At 30.2% G+C, this 17,796-nt stretch carries 10 protein-coding genes and 1 tRNA gene; 3 read left to right on the plus strand and 8 right to left on the minus strand.

Features of this window, described 5'->3' with window-relative positions; all coding sequences use genetic code 11:
• Nucleotides 1–1,394 precede the first annotated feature (1,394 nt).
• Complete coding sequence (locus tag BLW23_RS00575) at nucleotides 1,395–5,018, minus strand: T9SS type A sorting domain-containing protein (RefSeq protein WP_093667312.1); 3,624 nt, start codon at nucleotides 5,016–5,018, stop codon at nucleotides 1,395–1,397.
• A 1,090-nt stretch (nucleotides 5,019–6,108) separates the two neighbouring features.
• Here BLW23_RS00575 and BLW23_RS00580 point away from each other — a divergent pair.
• Both BLW23_RS00580 and BLW23_RS00585 read left to right on the plus strand, forming a co-directional pair.
• On the plus strand, nucleotides 6,109–7,017 hold the full coding sequence (locus BLW23_RS00580) for a hypothetical protein (RefSeq protein ID WP_255362695.1): 909 nt from the start codon (nucleotides 6,109–6,111) through the stop codon (nucleotides 7,015–7,017).
• Between the two features lie 34 nt (nucleotides 7,018–7,051).
• Entirely contained in the window at nucleotides 7,052–7,531 is a 480-nt protein-coding gene (locus tag BLW23_RS00585) for a DinB family protein (protein ID WP_093667313.1), read from the plus strand.
• Nucleotides 7,532–8,424: 893 nt separating this feature from the next.
• Here BLW23_RS00585 and BLW23_RS00590 read toward each other — a convergent pair.
• The 7 genes from BLW23_RS00590 to BLW23_RS00615 all read right to left on the minus strand — a co-directional run bounded on the left by BLW23_RS00590 (nucleotide 8,425) and on the right by BLW23_RS00615 (nucleotide 17,237).
• Nucleotides 8,425–9,645: an IS4 family transposase gene (locus BLW23_RS00590; protein ID WP_093667314.1), complete on the minus strand. Its 1,221-nt coding sequence runs from the start codon at nucleotides 9,643–9,645 to the stop codon at nucleotides 8,425–8,427.
• 188 nt (nucleotides 9,646–9,833) lie between these two features.
• Nucleotides 9,834–10,496: a hypothetical protein gene (locus BLW23_RS00595; protein WP_093667315.1), complete on the minus strand. Its 663-nt coding sequence runs from the start codon at nucleotides 10,494–10,496 to the stop codon at nucleotides 9,834–9,836.
• A gap of 810 nt (nucleotides 10,497–11,306) precedes the next feature.
• Nucleotides 11,307–12,110, minus strand: a complete 804-nt coding sequence (locus tag BLW23_RS00600; protein ID WP_176829718.1) for a LytR/AlgR family response regulator transcription factor — start codon at nucleotides 12,108–12,110, stop codon at nucleotides 11,307–11,309.
• 1,289 nt (nucleotides 12,111–13,399) lie between these two features.
• Nucleotides 13,400–13,579 carry a hypothetical protein gene (locus BLW23_RS00605; RefSeq protein ID WP_093667317.1) on the minus strand — a complete coding sequence of 60 codons (180 nt, stop codon included), beginning with the start codon at nucleotides 13,577–13,579 and terminating at the stop codon, nucleotides 13,400–13,402.
• Between the two features lie 1,262 nt (nucleotides 13,580–14,841).
• Nucleotides 14,842–14,973: a hypothetical protein gene (locus BLW23_RS23550; RefSeq protein ID WP_255362696.1), complete on the minus strand. Its 132-nt coding sequence runs from the start codon at nucleotides 14,971–14,973 to the stop codon at nucleotides 14,842–14,844.
• 495 nt (nucleotides 14,974–15,468) lie between these two features.
• Entirely contained in the window at nucleotides 15,469–15,864 is a 396-nt protein-coding gene (locus BLW23_RS00610; RefSeq protein ID WP_143032067.1) for a hypothetical protein, read from the minus strand.
• Between the two features lie 1,299 nt (nucleotides 15,865–17,163).
• A tRNA-Met gene (locus BLW23_RS00615) sits at nucleotides 17,164–17,237 on the minus strand.
• A 104-nt stretch (nucleotides 17,238–17,341) separates the two neighbouring features.
• On the opposite strand from BLW23_RS00615, the gene BLW23_RS00620 reads away from it, so the two are divergent.
• Nucleotides 17,342–17,725, plus strand: a complete 384-nt coding sequence (locus tag BLW23_RS00620) for an START-like domain-containing protein (protein WP_093667319.1) — start codon at nucleotides 17,342–17,344, stop codon at nucleotides 17,723–17,725.
• Nucleotides 17,726–17,796 lie beyond the last annotated feature (71 nt).

Below are 17,796 nucleotides of genomic sequence, written 5' to 3' on the forward strand. Positions count from 1 at the left end.
TACAAATTTATAAGCTAAATAGTAGTGCAAAAGTCATAAAAAAGATTTATTCCTGCAATAAGTAATTTTACTAATTTTAATTAGGGTTTTTACTTGTCTGTAATGAAGAAAACCATGAGTTTTCTTTTTTCTATTGGATATAATAAAAAAAGAAATAATACATGAAGTTATGAACAAAAAAAGATTCTCCATGGAGAATCTTTTTTGTGAAATGATTTTATAAAAAAATCTACTACTAAACTATACTACTACTATTATGACACTTTTGTTTTTAAAAAGTCACAAAAAAGGTAAATAAAATGAAAAAAGCTCCCGAAGGAGCTAATTACAAAAGTTATATAAGGGGATAATTCGGTTTGTTGTAGGTTAGTTGATTTTCGAAATATTTATAAAAATTCCTACTCGAATGAGGAGTAGGAATTTTCCCCTTGAAATATTAAGCTGTCCGAAAATTTTGATTCCAAACTTATTGCAATTTAAAACATGTAATAGGATCTTACAATTGGTAAAATCCCTAGTTGTATACTAATGGTTTTTACTGGTAATGTTGAAGATAACCATGAGTTAATGTGTTGTTTGTATTGATGGTAAGTTTGTTGGAATTAATTTATAAATAGAAAAATACTCTTTATCACTAAAGAGTATTTCTAATCAAACTAACTAAACAATGAAATAAGTTTTTAAACTCATGTTAAAGATAATTTATATAAAAGCCTTAAATATTCGAATTTAGATTAATTACCGTTTTTTGTGGTTAAGTGGTTGGTTTTGATTGATTAAGTTGTTTTTTCTTTAGTTTTTAAAAAACCTCCTTTTTAAAAAGGAGGTCAGTTTAATTGAATATAGCTTAATGCAAAATTGACATGGACTAAAATCCATTTACCTACTACTACTTTGTAAAAATATTTAACAAACGGGTAAACAATGTTAATGAAGTTTGAACAAAAGTTTATGAGAAGAATAAGTCTTACTGATGAATTACCTTAATGCGAGGATATAGCCAAGGTTTTATAAATCGAGGTTTTTAACGAAATCTAAGTGTGTATGCATATAGTAGTTATCAATTTTTGAAAGTGTATAAGAGTGAATTTGAAGAAACGAAACTATTGTATAAGGGAAAAGAGCTCCATTTTGGAGCCCATATTTAAGGGGCTATAAAAATTCGGGGGGGTATGAAATTTTTATTCACTTCAAATATAAAAGACTGAATGAGTTTGTTTTTACAAATTAGTTTAGTGGTATGTCTTAATCGATAAAGCGATAAAAAGTATAGTTGAGTGAGTAGCGGAAGTAAATAGATTATTAAGTTCTTTACTATTGATTGTTTTGTGGTGGGAAATAATAAGAGCGGGAGGTAAATCCCGCTCTATTAAAATTTTTTCTCTTTCAACGGATTATAAAATAATCAGTTTTCTTTGTTCTGAAAAATTAGAGTTTTCAATTTTAACTATGTAAATACCTTTTGGCAATCTTTCAATATTTATTTGTTTTTGGTTATTAAACTTCTCTATCGTTAATACATTATCTCCGTTTAAGTTTAAAACCCTAATGGTTGCTTTGCTTTTTAAGCCGTCAATCATTAGTTTGTTAGATGCAGGGTTCGGGTATAACATAATGTTATTTCCATCTTTTGCTTCTGGAGGTAATATTTGGTGTTCCGCTTGGTGGATATTACTTTCACGATTTACCAAATCATCTTCGCATGTAATAAGTATGAAGTTGTAAGCTGAATTTAGGGTTGGCCCAGTAGTTTCAAAAGTAAATGAACTTGTAATTGTGCTATTACTTTCCCAAATAAAAGCTCCATTACTATTTGAAATATCATTTGAGGTTGTGTTTCGAACGAAATAGCGATTACCGTCCGTACCACTAATAATTTCATTGTCAATTTGTGAAGTTAAAGTGTAATTATCATTAGAAATTACCGAATCATCTACATTTGCACCAAGTCTTCTAAAGTGTCTTAGTATGGCTCTTGTAGGTTGATTTCCAGTTATAGTAAATGTAGAATTTTCATTTTGAGAAACAACAAGTTGACCGTTATTGTTAGTGTGAGTATTTTGACCACTTACGATAACACTTCCATCAGGAAGTCCGTAATTTTGACTAATATCTTTGGTGAAGTTTACTCCGCTAGTGTTACTTCCAAGTTCCAAAACAGTTCCATTAACAGTTACGGAATTAGTTGTTGCGTTGTTACATGGATCACATGCTCCATTTACATCGGCGTTTGTAACTGCTTCTGTAGTACTTTGTGGTGATGCAGAAATGGTTGGGACTCCATCTCCATCAACATTTGTTCCCAGATTTTCAGAGCTACCACCATTACTTCCGCCAGAGAGTGTGTCTGTTGGATCAATATTATTGGCTCCTTCTAAAGCATCGGGGCAACCATCATTATCAGAATCGGTGTCCAAATGATTAGGTATACCATCGTTATCGGTATCTCTATTTGAATCTCCTTCCTGTTCAATAGTGTCTAAAATACCATCATTATCATCATCTAAATCACAAGTATTTGCAATCCCGTCGTTATCGTTATCAGGAAGATTAGAAACTGTAGTGTCACAGCATATTATATTTAAAGTAAAGTTGTATGCAGAATTCAAATTAGGTCCTGTGGTGGCAAATGTAAAGGGATTTGTTATGATACCGTCACTTTCCCAAACGAATGCTCCTGTACTATTTGATACGCCATTTGTACTTGTGTTTCTAACAAAGTATCTATTTCCATCAGTTCCACTAACAATTTCATTATCAATTTGAGAAGTTAAAATATAGTTGTCGTCAGAAATGACAGAATCTTCTACACCAGCACTTAATCTTCTAAAATGCCTCAATGTAGCAGTTGTCGGTAAGTTTCCAGTGATTGTGAAAGTGCTACTTTGATCTTCAGAAACAACTAATTGTCGATTACCGTTAGTATAGATATTTTCACCATTTACGATAACACTTCCTTGTGGAAGACCATAGTTTTGACTGATATCATGAGTAAAGTTCACGCCATTTGCATTACTTCCAAGTTCTAAAACAGTTCCGTTAACTGTCACTGAGTCATTTGTTGCATTACTACAAGGGGCACATGAACTATTTATGTTCGAGTCAGTAACAGCATTTGTAGTGTCTTGAGGAGCTCCAAGAATAGTAGGAATACCATCGCTGTCTACCATAATACCAAGATTTTCTGAACTACCTCCGTTACTACCTCCATTTAAACTGTCTGTGGTGTTGATCATATTGGCTCCTTCCATGGCATCAGGACATCCATCATTATCAGAATCAGTATCTAAATGATTAGGGATTCCATCGTTATCAGTATCTCTGTTGGAATCACCTGATTTCTCTATGCTATCTAAAATACCATCGTTATCGTCGTCTAAATCGCAGGTATTGGCAATACCATCACCATCAGTATCTGGGAGATTAGAAACTGTTGAATCACAGCATATTATGTTTAAAGTAAAATTGTATGCAGAATTTAAATTAGGACCAGTTGTAGCGAAAGTAAATGGATTGGTTATTGCATCATCACTTTCCCAAACAAATGCTCCTGAACTATTTGATATCCCATTAGAGCTAGTATTACTTACAAAATATCTGTTTCCATCAGTTCCGTTGATTATTTCATTATCAATTTGTGAGGTTAAGTTGTAGTTATCATTGGAAATAACTGAATCTTCCACTCCAGCATTTAACCTTCTAAAGTGTCTCAAAATAGCAGTTGTAGGTAGGTTTCCACTTATGGTAAAAGTTGTGCTCTCGTTTTCAGAAACAACCAATTGCCTATTGTTGTTGGTGTATGCGTTTTCTCCTGTTATGATAACACTTCCTGCGGGAAGTCCATAATTTTGACTAATATCTTTGGTAAAGTTTACGCCAGTTGCATTTAGACCAAGTTCTAAAATAGTTCCGTTTACTGTGACTGAATTTGAGGTAGCATTACTGCAAGAGTCGCATGAACTTGTTGTAGTGGCATCTGTTACCGCTGTTGTAGTATCCTGAGGAGAACCAGAAACAGTGGGGATGCCATTTTGATTAACACTAATACCAAGATTTTCTGAACTTCCTTCATTACTACCTCCTGTTAAAGTTTCGGTTGTATTAATTGCATTTGCAGCTTCTGTGGCATCAGGACAGCCATCATTATCAGAGTCTGTGTCTATTTCGTCTGTGAGTCCGTCATTGTCTGAATCTGGACATGGGCTAAAAATAGTTCTGAAGTTATCCACAAAAGCCCATCGAAAATAGTTTGCATTTATCCTTCGGTTGGCACCAATTATAATGTAGTTGGTTCCGTTTGTTAAACCGTAATCGGCAGGAATAAAAGTTAATTCTCTTAACTCCCAATTCCCTGAACTTGTTAGAGGAATGTTAGGGATGTCATACAAAAGATCTCCATCAGTGGGACTTGTTGGAGGTTGCCCATTGATGTAGATTTCGGCGTTAACAGGGTTTGTGCTTGGGGTGGAATTTGGAACAGTATATTCAGTATAATAAAATTGTAAGTTAATAGGGATGGTGACATCAGGTATTTCAATAGCCTGAGTAATATATTCCTCACCACGAAACCCCATAAAAGAACCACCAGCAGGTGAAGATCCGAAACCAGGAAGGTTTTTTCTGTCGATATGATTTGAATTAAAAGCGATAACATCATTTGTAGACAAATCGGGAGTACCCCCTTTAACCCAGGGATATGGGGCAAAATTTCTACTCGGAGTCGTATATGGAGTACCAGAATTTTCAGGGTCAACATAATTTTCGTTAAAGTTGCCATTTAAAACCAGTTCGGTTTGGGGGAATCCATTTGTTGTACATTCGGTAGTGTCTAGAATACCGTCATTATCATCATCTAAATCTTCATTATTTGGAATGCCATCGCCGTCAGTGTCTATGATGGTGTTGATTTTTTTGATAGAACTCTTTAAATTGAGATTTCTCTCTTGTCCGGTTAGTGACAATGTTGAGAAACAAATTGAAAGTGCCAAGAAATACTTAGCGTATACCATTGTTTTCATTGATTTTTGTTTTAAATTAAAATATAGAATAGGTATAGTTTCTATAGTTCAGTCGTTTAGACTCAATGTAAGTTTGGTTGAATGGTCTGTTAATTTGCTGTGAAAGACTAAAAGATACTTTGATAGCTACTTTCGTGTAGATTGACTAGAAAAAATGTTTCATGTTGTAAAGGGTTTTAGGTTTATGTAATATTGTTTCGATTTGCTTTTTGGGCTCGAAACAACTTTAATTTTGCCATACTCTTTGCAGAGCTCCCTTTATGCTTGTTGTATTTAGCTTTTAATTAAAAACTTCAAGTTCAACATTTTTTAATTTGATAAGAGTAACTGGGGTATAGGACTGTATTAACACAGTGTACGTTTTGGGGTAGTGTAAGTTACTGTATGTTACAAGGTTATGTTAATGTGTTTAAATCGACAATACCTAGTTTCCCTTAAAAGCATACTAGGGATAACCCTTAGTTGTCTGAGATAAAATTTGGAGATTGCAGATTGATGTAAAATTAAAAAACCACTAAACTTACTGCTTCATAAGGAACTAGTTTAGTGGTTTGTCAAGGTCAGTGAATCGACCAGTTTTTAGGTAAATAAAAATATATTTAGCCTATTAGAGAAGGGTGTTCTTCTTTTTTAGGGTTATGTTTTTTATGCTTCTAAATTAATTTCAAAACCCTTTGTGTCGTATAAGTAAGATAGTGTAAGGATTCAAAATTGGTTAACGTAGAAATCTTTACCAGAGTTGAGATTTCTCTTTCCATGATAGAAATTGGTTCATAAATTTTATAAATGTTTCTTTTTAGGGAACTCGATTTATATGTTAGAGATTTACTTTATGTTTCACTTATTGTTTATTATGAACCAAAATATATCATGTCATGTTAAATAATTCGTTTAATGGAATTCGAAAATATTTTTTCGTTTTCATTAATTATGACACATGTTTTTTGGCTAAGTCACAATTAATGAGATAAAAAAGTCTTTTTTTGTGAAAAAGACACGTTAAGCAGTATAAACAGTTCTATTAAATTGTTTTTTGAAAGCTTAAAAAAATTATATTTGAGCGCATTAATACTAAAATCGAATTGAAATAATGGTAGTGAAGAAAAATAATAAAAACAAGTTGTTTATTGTTTTTATGTTAGTGGTAGCAGAGTTTTTTATGTCTTGTAATGTTAATAAATCCGAGCATAAAGATTTAGAAACAGGAGCTTATTCAAAGGGAAATGGAATAACCTGTAAAAATGTTCAGATTACTACTAATGGAAAATTAGTTAAAAAAAATCAATTTGTTTATGGTGAAAGGGTGAATTTAGTTTTTAATGATGTAAAAGGTTTGAAGAAATTAGATAGTTTGATTTATCCTGGACTATCAATGCATATTATAAAAAACGAAAAAGACACATTAGTAGCAAAACCTGATTTACTTGAAAAATTGAAAAATGGAGTTAAATTATCTCCGCTTCAGTTAAGAGCTGCATTTAAAGCAGCATTACCTTATAAAAATAAAGAGGAATATAAAGTACTTGTTAATATATGGGATAATAAAGGTGAGGGAAGGTTTTCATATCAATTACCTTTTTCGATCGAAAAAAATAAAGTTTTAAATGTACAAAGTTTAGGGATTAATTATTCGAAAGTTTATTTATATAATGAAACACTGAAGCAAATTGTTACTTCTAAAGAGATAAATTCAAATCATACTTTCATTTTGGTGGTGGAACGAGTTGATGGATTAATTCAGAAAGACCAAAGAGTGTTTCCTGTATTTTCAATAGAAATGGGAGACAGTAAAGGAAATAAAATTATATCAAATACAAATGTATTAGAGAGGTATGAAAGTGGAGGAGTTTTGGCCGATGATTTAAAGGTTGGTAGGTTAACAGCTAAAATAACGTTTACAAAAGGAAATTTTAATAATCCTTACAAATTAAGGGCTAAGTTCGGTGATAGGAATTCATCTAAGAAAATAGACATTTTAGGTAATTTAATAATTAACTAAAAAAAGGAAAGTATTATTTATCAAATAATATACTATGTATGAAAATATAGAACCAATCTTGAATGCTTTAAACGAGACTCCAAGAATTTTAAATGAATTAATTTCAGAAATAAATTCGGGTTTATATAAGAAAGAAATAGTGAGTGGTAAGTGGACTATTCACGAACATGCAACTCATGTTGCAATGTCTGATTTACAGGGGTTTCAAAAAAGGTTAGTAGATTTTAAAGAAAAGGAAAAACCTGCATTTACTTCTTTGTCAGGAAGTAACTTTCATTCAAATTATTATCTCAATTTAAATTTAGAAAAGACGGTTGAAGATTTTTTTAAAGTAAGACAACAAACAATTGATTTTGCTTTGTCTTTAACTGATAAAGATTGGAATAAAGAAGCTATTCATTCTGAATACGAAAAGTATACTCCGAATATAATGCTTAGACATTTACTAATGCATGATCATAATCATCTTTATAAAATTGAAGACATGGGCTTTGGAATTGGACATGTAAAATAAATTGATGCTTTGTTCTTTAAGCTTAAATTTTAAAGTAATAAAAGAGCAAAGAAAAAGCTCCCGGAGGAGCTTGAGCAATTTTCCCAAGTCGAAACGAAATAAGCAACCAAAAGGGGTGAGGGTTGATTTTGTATTGGGTATAAGTTCTTTAGATGGCTTATTTGTAATGGATGTATATTTGATACTATCAATTACACTGCAAATGTAGATTCTTAGTAGAGGTCAATATGCGGTGACGTATAACTGTTGATGATATTTACTTAAAAAGAGAAAAGAAATGTCTAGAAAGAGAATTTTAGAGCTTGGTGGTGATTGTGTAACTTATGAATGGTGTGGAACTGTTTGCAAGTTAGGTGATTAATGAAGTTGTGACTTATTTTGAATATTGGTGAATTAAAAGAGATATAGGGAAATTAAAATAGCGAAAGTTATTGTCGCTAACAATGAAATATCCAGAGCTTTTATAGATTTTTTGATTCTTTATAAAGTTTATTCGGAAAGAACATTATAGAAGAAGGACAAAAAAGCTCCCGAAGGAGCCAATCATCCCCAAATAGAGGATGTAAAAAAGCTATCAAAACGTTTTAAAGGGGAAATACTGTATCGGATGATTGTGTTTTGATAGCTAATTTTTGTTAACTAAATTATGATAATTGTAACTAATATTTAAGGGGTAAATTATAATTACAGGACAAAAGTATAACTGTTTATCTATTAAAACCGGAGTGAAGTAGTCATGTCTAGTGACTTTTATGAAAAAAAGCAACAATTTGTCTAAAACGAGAATTTTTATGGATTTTTAAGTGTTTACTATTCAGTCAGATGTGTCTTTAAAAAATAAAAGAGTGGAGATACCTCCAGTCATGGTCGGAAGAAATTCCGACCATTTATTTTTAAGTTTCAAAATGATCTAAATTTCCATCACAAATTACCACAATCATAGCAATGGCTAAATTTCTGAGTTCCATTTTAAACCTTCTTTTAGCCGTTTTATACCCAATATTGTTAGCTTTTTTATAGATTGCTATTAACATTGCTACAATTAAAGTCATATATAGAACTACTTTGATTCCGTTTTTATTCAAAGATACTAAGTGACTTACATTTAGTTCTTGCTTTATAAAGCGAAAAAAGACCTCAATATCCCATCTCTTTCTATAGGCTTGCGTAATTTCCTTAGCAGAGAGATCAAATTGATTAGAAATAAAACAAAATTCTTTGTGATCTTCAGTTTTTGTTTTTGCAACAATCAAACGTAAAGGAGTCTTTACTAACTCTTGTTTATAGTGAATATTTCCTCTCTTATTATTTATAGCTTTACCAGTATACAGATATACTTTACTATCTTTTATAAGGCTTAACTCTCCTAGGTCAGAGTTTTGATTTTTATCGAGTAAAGATTCCAATTCTACATATTTTCTATTTTCTTTTGCTCTAGCAATAAAATAAATATCATTACCACTAAAATCTTTCATGGTTCTGGTAGATTGAAGACCTCTATCAATGACGTAAATATTTTTATGATTTTTGTGTTGTTTTACATGATCCATTATAACTTCAGGCAAAGCCATATCTTCACTGGAATACTTAGGTTCTGTAAACACTTTAAACTCACAAGGCAATAAACCATCAAAGGTAATAGTATATTTAACAGATTTCTTACCATTTTTATGATCAATTCCTTCTAATAATTTACTAGCAGCTTCACTAACCATCGAGCTATCCACATGAACTAATTGATGTTTTTCGTTATTAGAAGTCATTGGATAAGCATCGTGAAACTGGCTATAAATGCATTGATATATTTGAGCGAAATAATCGGAATCAATTTTAGATAACCTTTCTGAGATAGAACTTCTTCTGATGGATTCTGATTTATCTAAATTGAAAAGAGTTTTAAACAGAGAATCATTAAAAGTATCTTCTAAGGTACGTTGACTTAATTTTTCGTTTTCTACAATACCATAAAGCAACAAATAAAACATTTTTTTACCATGAAGCACTTTGGTGTAATAATCCACATTAGTTGTGGATGATAATTTAGATAAAAGAGCTTCTGGAATAATACCTAATAATTCTTTTACGGATATTTTATGATCTTTAAATACTGACATAATAGCTTAATTATCAGTATATAAGATACAAAAAACAATACTCAAAAACAAGTTAAACAACTGAAAAACAGCAGGTTAAAATAATTTTTTTTTTATTTCTTAGAAACAAAAAAAGTCGGAAGAAAAATCTTCCGACCATGACTGGAGATACCTCCACTCTTTTTAAATTATTTAGGACTAGTAAAGCTCTATCGATGTAAATTGTAAGTGGTGGTAGAAGAGCAGTTTCCCGTTAAAATATGATCCGAAGAAATTTCTTCTCCTGTACGTATATGAACAATTTCCATAAGGTGTTTATCCTCTATTGGGAAATCATTAATAAGTAAAGTTTTGTTAGGAACTAAATAACCTAATGATGATCTACCATTACCGTTATTGCGTATAGAAATGTGCAAGTTGTCAGTAAAACCGGTGAGGCCAGGAGAGGTGTTTCTTAACATTATGTTTGCAGATTTTAAGACATTTACTGTTAAGATGTTTTGTTCTTTATAACGATTACCTAATACAGTTTTAGAGCTTTCATCGGTAAAATAATTATTCAAGAAGAAAAGATTGTTTTTACATTCGGAAGTGTGTTCAACTTTCGCAGTGTATTTCTGGTGTTTCTCGATATTTTTATTGAATATTATCTTACCAGATTCATCAGTAATTCCTGTTGCTACTGGTTTTGCTTCATCTAAAGGGTATAGGTTTTTCCTCAAATAAAGAGTTACTTCAGCTGATTCTAAAGGAACTCCTTTATCTAATACTTCTACGGTTAAAGAAGGTTGCTCAATCGGAAGTTCTTCATTAGAGTTGCAAGAGATTAATAAAGCTGTTATAAAACAGCTAAACATTAGTTTAGTTTTCATATGTAGTAAAAAGTTTAAGTTAAATATAGTATTGCTTTTTTAGTTAGCAAATACTAAAAATAGTGCAACAAATTTCATACCGTTATGGGCAAATTGTTTAGAAGGTTGAATATTTAACATTGAGGTGGTTTTACGGGATAAATGAAGAGTAATATGAATGAGATCCGTAAAACAAATTGAGTTATAAAAATTAAGAATAACCCTATTTTACAATATCTATTGATTACGAAGGAGATAGGTTCCTGTTTCCATGTTTTTGAAATTAAATATTATAAAAATCGAGAGTATTAGTTTCTATGGTTTAAACTTAATGCTTCTTTGAGTTATTGAGTAGTTTATAAATAAAAAATAAAGGAATAATACTAAATAGGCCTATGGTGTTTTGGAGTATACTCCAAATGATTATTCCAATGCAGAAACCAATGAGTATTGCGTTGATGAATTTTTTGTTTTTCATTGTATATATATTAGGTTAGAGTATATGCGTAAAAGAATTGATTAATCATGGATTAAAGTATAGAATGAAAGTTTTGAAACTTTATTTGTTGGTTGTTTAATTGATTTTAAAGATAGTAACATTAGAATAACTTTGGTAGTAGTAAAAAAGCGATACCGGCCAAAGCTAAAATTATACCTATGATTATTTTGGTTTTTCTCTCTAATTCAAGAAAGAAGAACGTTAGAAGTAACACGTTTTAAAAAATCAAACCTATCTATTAAGGAAATTTCTAATGAATTAAGATTCAAAAACTCTAGCTCATTTAGTCCTTTTTTTTCGAGCTTTAGGGGTGTTTTTTATAGTAGAAAACTCTATTTAAGAGAACCTTGTTTGTAAAACAATTCTCTAATGTAGGGTGTTTTTTTTCTAGAAATGGGTATAGCTTGATTAGTATTGAACAAAGTTAGATGAGATGTTTTAATGTTGCCTTGAATTGATTTTATTTTTTGTGTATTTATAATGTATCCTTTATGAATTCTTACAAGGTTATGTACTCTACCTTCTAATATTAAGTTTTCTATAGATAAAAGAGAGCAGTTTAAAAGGATATATTCTTTCTCGTTAACATCTGTCAAGTATATTTTAGAATAATTTCCATATGCCTCAATAAATAAGATAGAATTGACGGCTATATTATTATAAGTATTGTTTGATCGTATTTTTAGAGTAGATTGAGTTTTTCGGAATACTTTTTTTCCTAAAAAAGACCATCCTTGGAAACTTCTTAAAATGATATAAGTCCATAACGTAAGACAGAATACTACGTAAAAATTATATAATAGTAGTTCAATATCATGTTCAAGAGTTTTATGAATATAGACGAAAGTGAAATAAAATACAAGAACAAAACCAATACCAATTAAATAAGAGCATAGAATTAACAATAATTCATTTTTAACTGTCCAGTTTCTAAAAGTCATTAGGCTAAGTGATGTGTATGTGATTATACCAGAAAGTACACCACAACAAATGCCCGCATAAATTATTTGAAAGCTCGAATAATTATAAATATCAAAAGGCTGTATTGTACCAATGATAAAAAATATGACTATGCTACTGAGAAGAGAAATTTTCAATTTATCATAACCCGAAAATCCAATAATTTTCTTATTCATTAGGTTTTTAACGAAGTCCAATATTTTTAGTTTAAAAAATGGTTTAAATATCATAGTTTACATAGAATGAGGACTTTCTCTTTTTCGTGCATATCTAATGTAGCAAAAAAAAATAAATATTTATTGTACTTTTTTACCTATTATTTTTAAACGTTGTTGTTTAACAATTGGCGAGGCTAAATGTTGTTAGGTTTTGTTATATCTGTTTTTTGTTATGTTTTAAAAATAGTCAGTTTTTAGATCAATTTGAAATAGGGAGTTCTTCCTGTATAGGTATAGTTAATGTAAAATAAAAGTTCCCATTCGTCCAATAATTTACCAAAACATCAATATTTATTTCCAGTTCATACATTAGTCAATTTATAGTTTTATTTAAAACTTTTAATTAGTTACATTTAAAAGCGGCATATGGTATTTTACTATGCCTTTTAACTAATTTTTTTCTGAAATAAAGACAACTGAAAGGGAGTTGTTTGGTAGCAGATGCGAAATAATTTGGAGTTGCAGGGAATGATCACGAGGACTATATAGAGGTAGCTTCATAGAATAGAAGTGCTTTAACAAATTGTGAAAATCCAACAGACAACGTGCCCTAGTACGTTACGGGGTCAAATGTGCAAGAACATTTAATATTAACTGCATTTGGCCAAAGCAGAAATTTTTATTCAGTAAATCTATTAAAAGCTAAAGAAAAGGTTACGTATTTGAAGCTAAAATGCCAAGAACAGCATATGGTAACGAAATATATGATGTACCGATTAGTCAATATGATATGTCTTATTAACAGATTCGTAATCAAAAAATAAATCCAAGATATATTCTTAGAAGAAGATGTCTTTTTAAAGTGTTTTGCGTCAAATGTTCATTAGGTAAGTTGTCATAATTATAGAATTACACTCATTTAAACGAACACTATAATTATTAATAGAAGAAGTCCCCTCCCCCCAGCTATATTATTACTTTGTTCTCTTTAAATTAAAAATCTATGATTTTAAATATAAATAAATTTAGAAGCAGGAGTTTTTATATAAACTTAAAATTACGAGACTTCAGTCCTTATAACTTTTTTTCTATGCAAGACAACGTAAAAGTTTCAAAACAAGAATGATTAAAGGCTATATTTTCTTAAAATATTAAAAGTATTTTATTTAGATCACTGTAGCAATTAATGATTACGAGTGGATCTCATTTTTAGTAACTAATAAAAACATACTAAATATGTCTTTATGGGGATATGAATTAGGGAATATTTAAAAGATAATAAAAAAGCGATCCGAAGATCGCTGTTGTTATCCTAAGCATTCAGAGGTCCAAGGGAGTAGACATGATCCGTTTACACCAGCTTGAGGTACCCATATGCCATTACAAGAAAGGCATTTACTTGGTGTGGTAGGATGACCTCCTCCGTTGATAGATTGTTGATCCGACTTGTTTAATATTGATCCTAAGTTTGAAATGTTTTTTAACATAGTTAGTCTTTTAAAGATTAGTAATTTGTAATATAATAATATTAAGTAGAAGTTACTTAGGGTTGGAATAAAGTTTATTGTAAAGGCGTTTTAAAAAGTGTATAATCGTCGTAATTTAAGTATGTCTTTTATTGATTTTTATACTTATGAGTCAAAAAGCGTTTAGTAATAGAGAAGAGATGCCTTATAGAAATAAGATATATAGAATTATATTAAGCGGTGTTTAATATGTAGCGATGGATTTCTTATTTTGAGCTTTACGCAAGAAGCTTGACTGTTTTATTTTGTAAGTTATTTTTTGTTCCTATTTTCAAAGGGATAGTGATTATAATTGAAATTAGCAAAACCCTAGAAATAAAGGGCTTTACTAATCTCAAGAATTCAAAAATTATATAAGATGTTTATTATAATGAGTCTTTTTTTAAGAATAGATACTCTTAAAATATTAAAAATTGGTAAATAATGTAATTAAGGAGGGCTTTAGAAAAGGATATCTACTAAAAAAAATAGGGCTGTATGTATTTCTGCAATAAAAAAGAGTAGTACTTCCTATAGTAGTTTAATTCTTGAGGTAGTAAGAACAAAATAATCTGCAAGGCTCGAGTCTTAATTGAAAAGAAAAAGCTATCAGAACATCATAAGGGGAAAATATTGTGTTGGGATGATTTCGCTCTGATAGCTATGCTAATATTTAAGGGTGTAATTAATATTATTAAGGGGAAAAATTAATTACACTACAAATGTATGGCTGAATTGTGTGAGAAAACTTAATGTAGTGTTTGTGATGTAGTCATTTTTTGAAAAAAAGAAAAAATATGTCTTAAAAGAGAATAATATACCACAGTTACTGGTTAAAATAGCTCAAGGATATACTGGAAAAAAAAGAGTGTGAAAAACTTGATAAAGTAGAGTGATTAAAAGCTTCTGCGAAACGGGTAAAGGTAATAGGATTGGTGATGGATTTTTACTTTACTAAAAAACAACCATGAAATCTATTGAAGTAAGAGATAAAAAGAGAGGTGAATTTGTTTCAATAAAACATCGATGTTATGTTAAAGTGGTACCCTTAGGATGGGGTAGTCAATAAGTCATTGGTAGGTTTGTTTCTTTGGCTGAAATTTTTCGAATTATCGAAGTTTTGATATCGGATATCAGAGTCAATGAAGTATTTATGATATCTGTAGTGTTTAATGTACGAATCAAAAACTAATTGTAGAATGTAGTGATGATAAGAGCGAGTTCAAGCCCGCTCTTATTAATATTTAACCTTTTTCCTCACAAGGAGAGCATCTACCGTCTTCTTCACATGCCCAAGGACAAGTTTTACCACCGCTAATAACTTTCTGTTCAGTTTTGTTTAAAGGTTTTCCTAGATTATAAATGTTCTTTAACATACTATAAAAATTTAAGATTAGTAATTGTCTAAATCTAATCATTTAAAAAGGACTAATAGTTAAAATAAATATAAAAAGGTTAGTAATTTATTGCTGTTTGTCTTAAAATATTAATAATCAGTTTAATGGTTTTTTTTTGGTCGGAAAAAGCTGGTAAGATTATATGTGTAATAGCCATTATAACAAATGGAAACTGAAGTAAAGAAAAAAAGAACCGCGTATTAATCTGGTTCAAGGTGTAGTTAGAAGTTTGGTTAATACGCAGAACACTTGTTTTTAACCTCAAACTTACCTACATAGTCCCCTGAGATAAGTTTTAAGTCGGAATAAATATAAATAGACATTTCTTTAAAAAAAATAGATAAAACCCCTGAAAAGTGAATCAGTAAAAACCATTAAAAGAATGGTTGTATAAAATATATTTGGTAACGAAAGGAGTGAATAAAAAAATAACTAAATACCCCGATGTAAGTATCGGGGTAGTGAATTTATAAATTATTTTCTTCTGTATGTATATGTAAAGGTTTTTCCATTTTCATTATCAGTAAAAGAAAAGGTGTTATTGTTGTCTTTAAAGATAACCTCTCTAAGGTCGGGTGAAGTGTCTCCAGTTAAAGTAATTCCATAGTAGTTTCCGTCATGTTTACTCCATTTTCCAGAGGCCGTACCATCATCGATACAATCATTTTCATATTCTTCAAAAGAAGATATAGAAAGATCTCCATTCTCTTCAACGATGAAGGTAGTCTTTTTTTCACAGTCACTTACTTCTTCTCCTTGAAAGGAAAATTTATACCAATTACCAATAAAAGGGTCTTTAATGTCCTGATCTGAATCGTTACATGATAATAAAGAAATTAAAGAAAGCGTTAAAACAAATAGTTTTTTCATAATAAGGTTCATTTTTAGGTTGGCGAAAGTATTAAAATTAAAAGGATTATAAATATGGGATTCTGGAAAAAAGAAAAATAGTATGGAGGTGTTGTCTTTTAGTAGAGGAGTCATAAATATTGCATATGAGTTTCATATCAGATATAACTTTAATAGAAGGAGTAGAGGTCAAAATTGGGGTAATGTTATTAAAACTATTTAGTAAAAAGAGGTTGTTAAAATGTTAACATGGGGGATTAAGTTTGTTGTGGGATGATTTTCTTTTTTGACAACCTCAAAAATTAACTACTTAAAGGAGATTCAAACATGAGACAAAAATAAGATTATTTTATATACTAAAACCTCCATGTAGTTTATATGAATGGGTGTTTAAACTATGTGTAGTATCTCCGAGTATACTTTAAAAGTATAGTAAGGGAAAGTACTGAAAAAAAGAAACCCACTCAAAGATTGAGTGGGAAAATTGCTATGAAAAAGAACTTAAGACGTCTCTTAAGTGATAGCAAATTTAAGAATAATAAAATGAATTAAAGTATAAATTAGGAAAAAAATGTAAAAACCTACTGGGTAATTGTTTGTTGTTTGATTGTTAGTGTTTTATGTTTTGGGTTAAGAAAAGAGCCATTGTATGTAGGGGGAATCAAAATAATAGTAAGCCATAATTTCCCTTTTCTATTATTTTTTCAGAAAGTATAAAAGGAATTGATTTGAGTTTTAAGGAGGCTGCAGTAAACATAAGAATTAGAAGAAAGGATTTAAAAAGAACTGCGCACTAACATTATTAAAGAAAACAAATAGTATGAAAAGTTTGGTTAATACGCAGGTTATTTATTAAAAACAATCTGTTTACTTGTCCCTTAAACAAGCTTAAAATTGTTTTAGCTAAATTAAAGAGATGTTTTGTTAAAAAAAATAGATAGTACTACTGAAATTGATATAAGTAAAAACCATTACATTGAACGGTATATAAATGTGAAAAAGACGTAAAATTGGAAAGAAAATTTATGCATATGTCATATTAATAATTGATTAGGAAGATGTTTTATTTGATAAATGGAATCTAATATAGGAATGAGGATTTAGTTGCGAATAATGTTGTAGAGCAAATTATAGAAAGAAGAAATTTACGGTCATTAAAATTATTTTGAATAATTATTCAATTGATAATCAGGATTGAGGTGAAAAAGTGAATATTATTTCGCACAATATTCTATTGAGTATTCGCTTTCTAAAATAGTGAGAATTTTGTCCATAAAAAAATGCGCTGAACAGCGCATTTTTATTGTGGTTTTAACATCGTAGCGAAAGGGGGACTTGAACCCCCGACCTCAGGGTTATGAATCCTGCGCTCTAACCACCTGAGCTACCTCGCCTGATTGCGGGTGCAAATATAGATGTTTTTTTAATTTACCAACAAAAAAAAATCATTTTTTTTTCAATAAAAATTCTATATATTGGCACTCAAACGTATATATAAATGAGTAAAGTTAAATTTGAATTAGAATTCCCTATTCACGCTTCTCCAAGCATGCTTTATACTTATCTCGCCACACCTGCTGGGTTAGAGGAGTGGTTTGCTGATAGAGTTAATTCCAGAGGAAAGCAAATTACTTTTATGTGGGACGATTCAGAAGAAGAAGCAAAAATTGTAGCTAGTAAAACAGATGAACGTATTAAATTTAAATGGAAGGAGAGCGAAGGTGACGAAAGCTATTTTGAATTTAGAATTCAAGTTGATCCGCTTACGAAGGATGTAGTTGTTTTAATAACTGATTTTGCCGATGATGAAGAGGATGCAGAAGAGGCAAAAATGTTATGGAAAAGTCAAATTGAAGAACTAAAACATACTATTGGAGCTTAAATAAGTATTTTGAAATAATAAACCCAACAAATTTTGTTGGGTTTTTTTGTGGTATTGCATTATCTGTTCTC

This window comes from Tenacibaculum sp. MAR_2009_124 (assembly GCF_900105455.1).
Classification (GTDB): Bacteria; Bacteroidota; Bacteroidia; order Flavobacteriales; family Flavobacteriaceae; genus Polaribacter.

What these genes read in the sequence shown, in the direction of transcription:
- BLW23_RS00600 (WP_176829718.1), bottom strand. Translation starts at nt 12,110, where the DNA reads ATGAATAAGAAAATTATTGGATTTTCGGGTTATGATAAATTGAAAATT.
- BLW23_RS00585 (WP_093667313.1), top strand. Translation starts at nt 7,052, where the DNA reads ATGTATGAAAATATAGAACCAATCTTGAATGCTTTAAACGAGACTCCA.
- BLW23_RS00610 (WP_143032067.1), bottom strand. Translation starts at nt 15,864, where the DNA reads ATGAAAAAACTATTTGTTTTAACGCTTTCTTTAATTTCTTTATTATCA.
- BLW23_RS23550 (WP_255362696.1), bottom strand. Translation starts at nt 14,973, where the DNA reads ATGTTAAAGAACATTTATAATCTAGGAAAACCTTTAAACAAAACTGAA.
- BLW23_RS00590 (WP_093667314.1), bottom strand. Translation starts at nt 9,645, where the DNA reads ATGTCAGTATTTAAAGATCATAAAATATCCGTAAAAGAATTATTAGGT.
- BLW23_RS00605 (WP_093667317.1), bottom strand. Translation starts at nt 13,579, where the DNA reads ATGTTAAAAAACATTTCAAACTTAGGATCAATATTAAACAAGTCGGAT.
- BLW23_RS00580 (WP_255362695.1), top strand. Translation starts at nt 6,109, where the DNA reads ATGGTAGTGAAGAAAAATAATAAAAACAAGTTGTTTATTGTTTTTATG.
- BLW23_RS00595 (WP_093667315.1), bottom strand. Translation starts at nt 10,496, where the DNA reads ATGAAAACTAAACTAATGTTTAGCTGTTTTATAACAGCTTTATTAATC.
- BLW23_RS00575 (WP_093667312.1), bottom strand. Translation starts at nt 5,018, where the DNA reads ATGAAAACAATGGTATACGCTAAGTATTTCTTGGCACTTTCAATTTGT.
- BLW23_RS00620 (WP_093667319.1), top strand. Translation starts at nt 17,342, where the DNA reads ATGAGTAAAGTTAAATTTGAATTAGAATTCCCTATTCACGCTTCTCCA.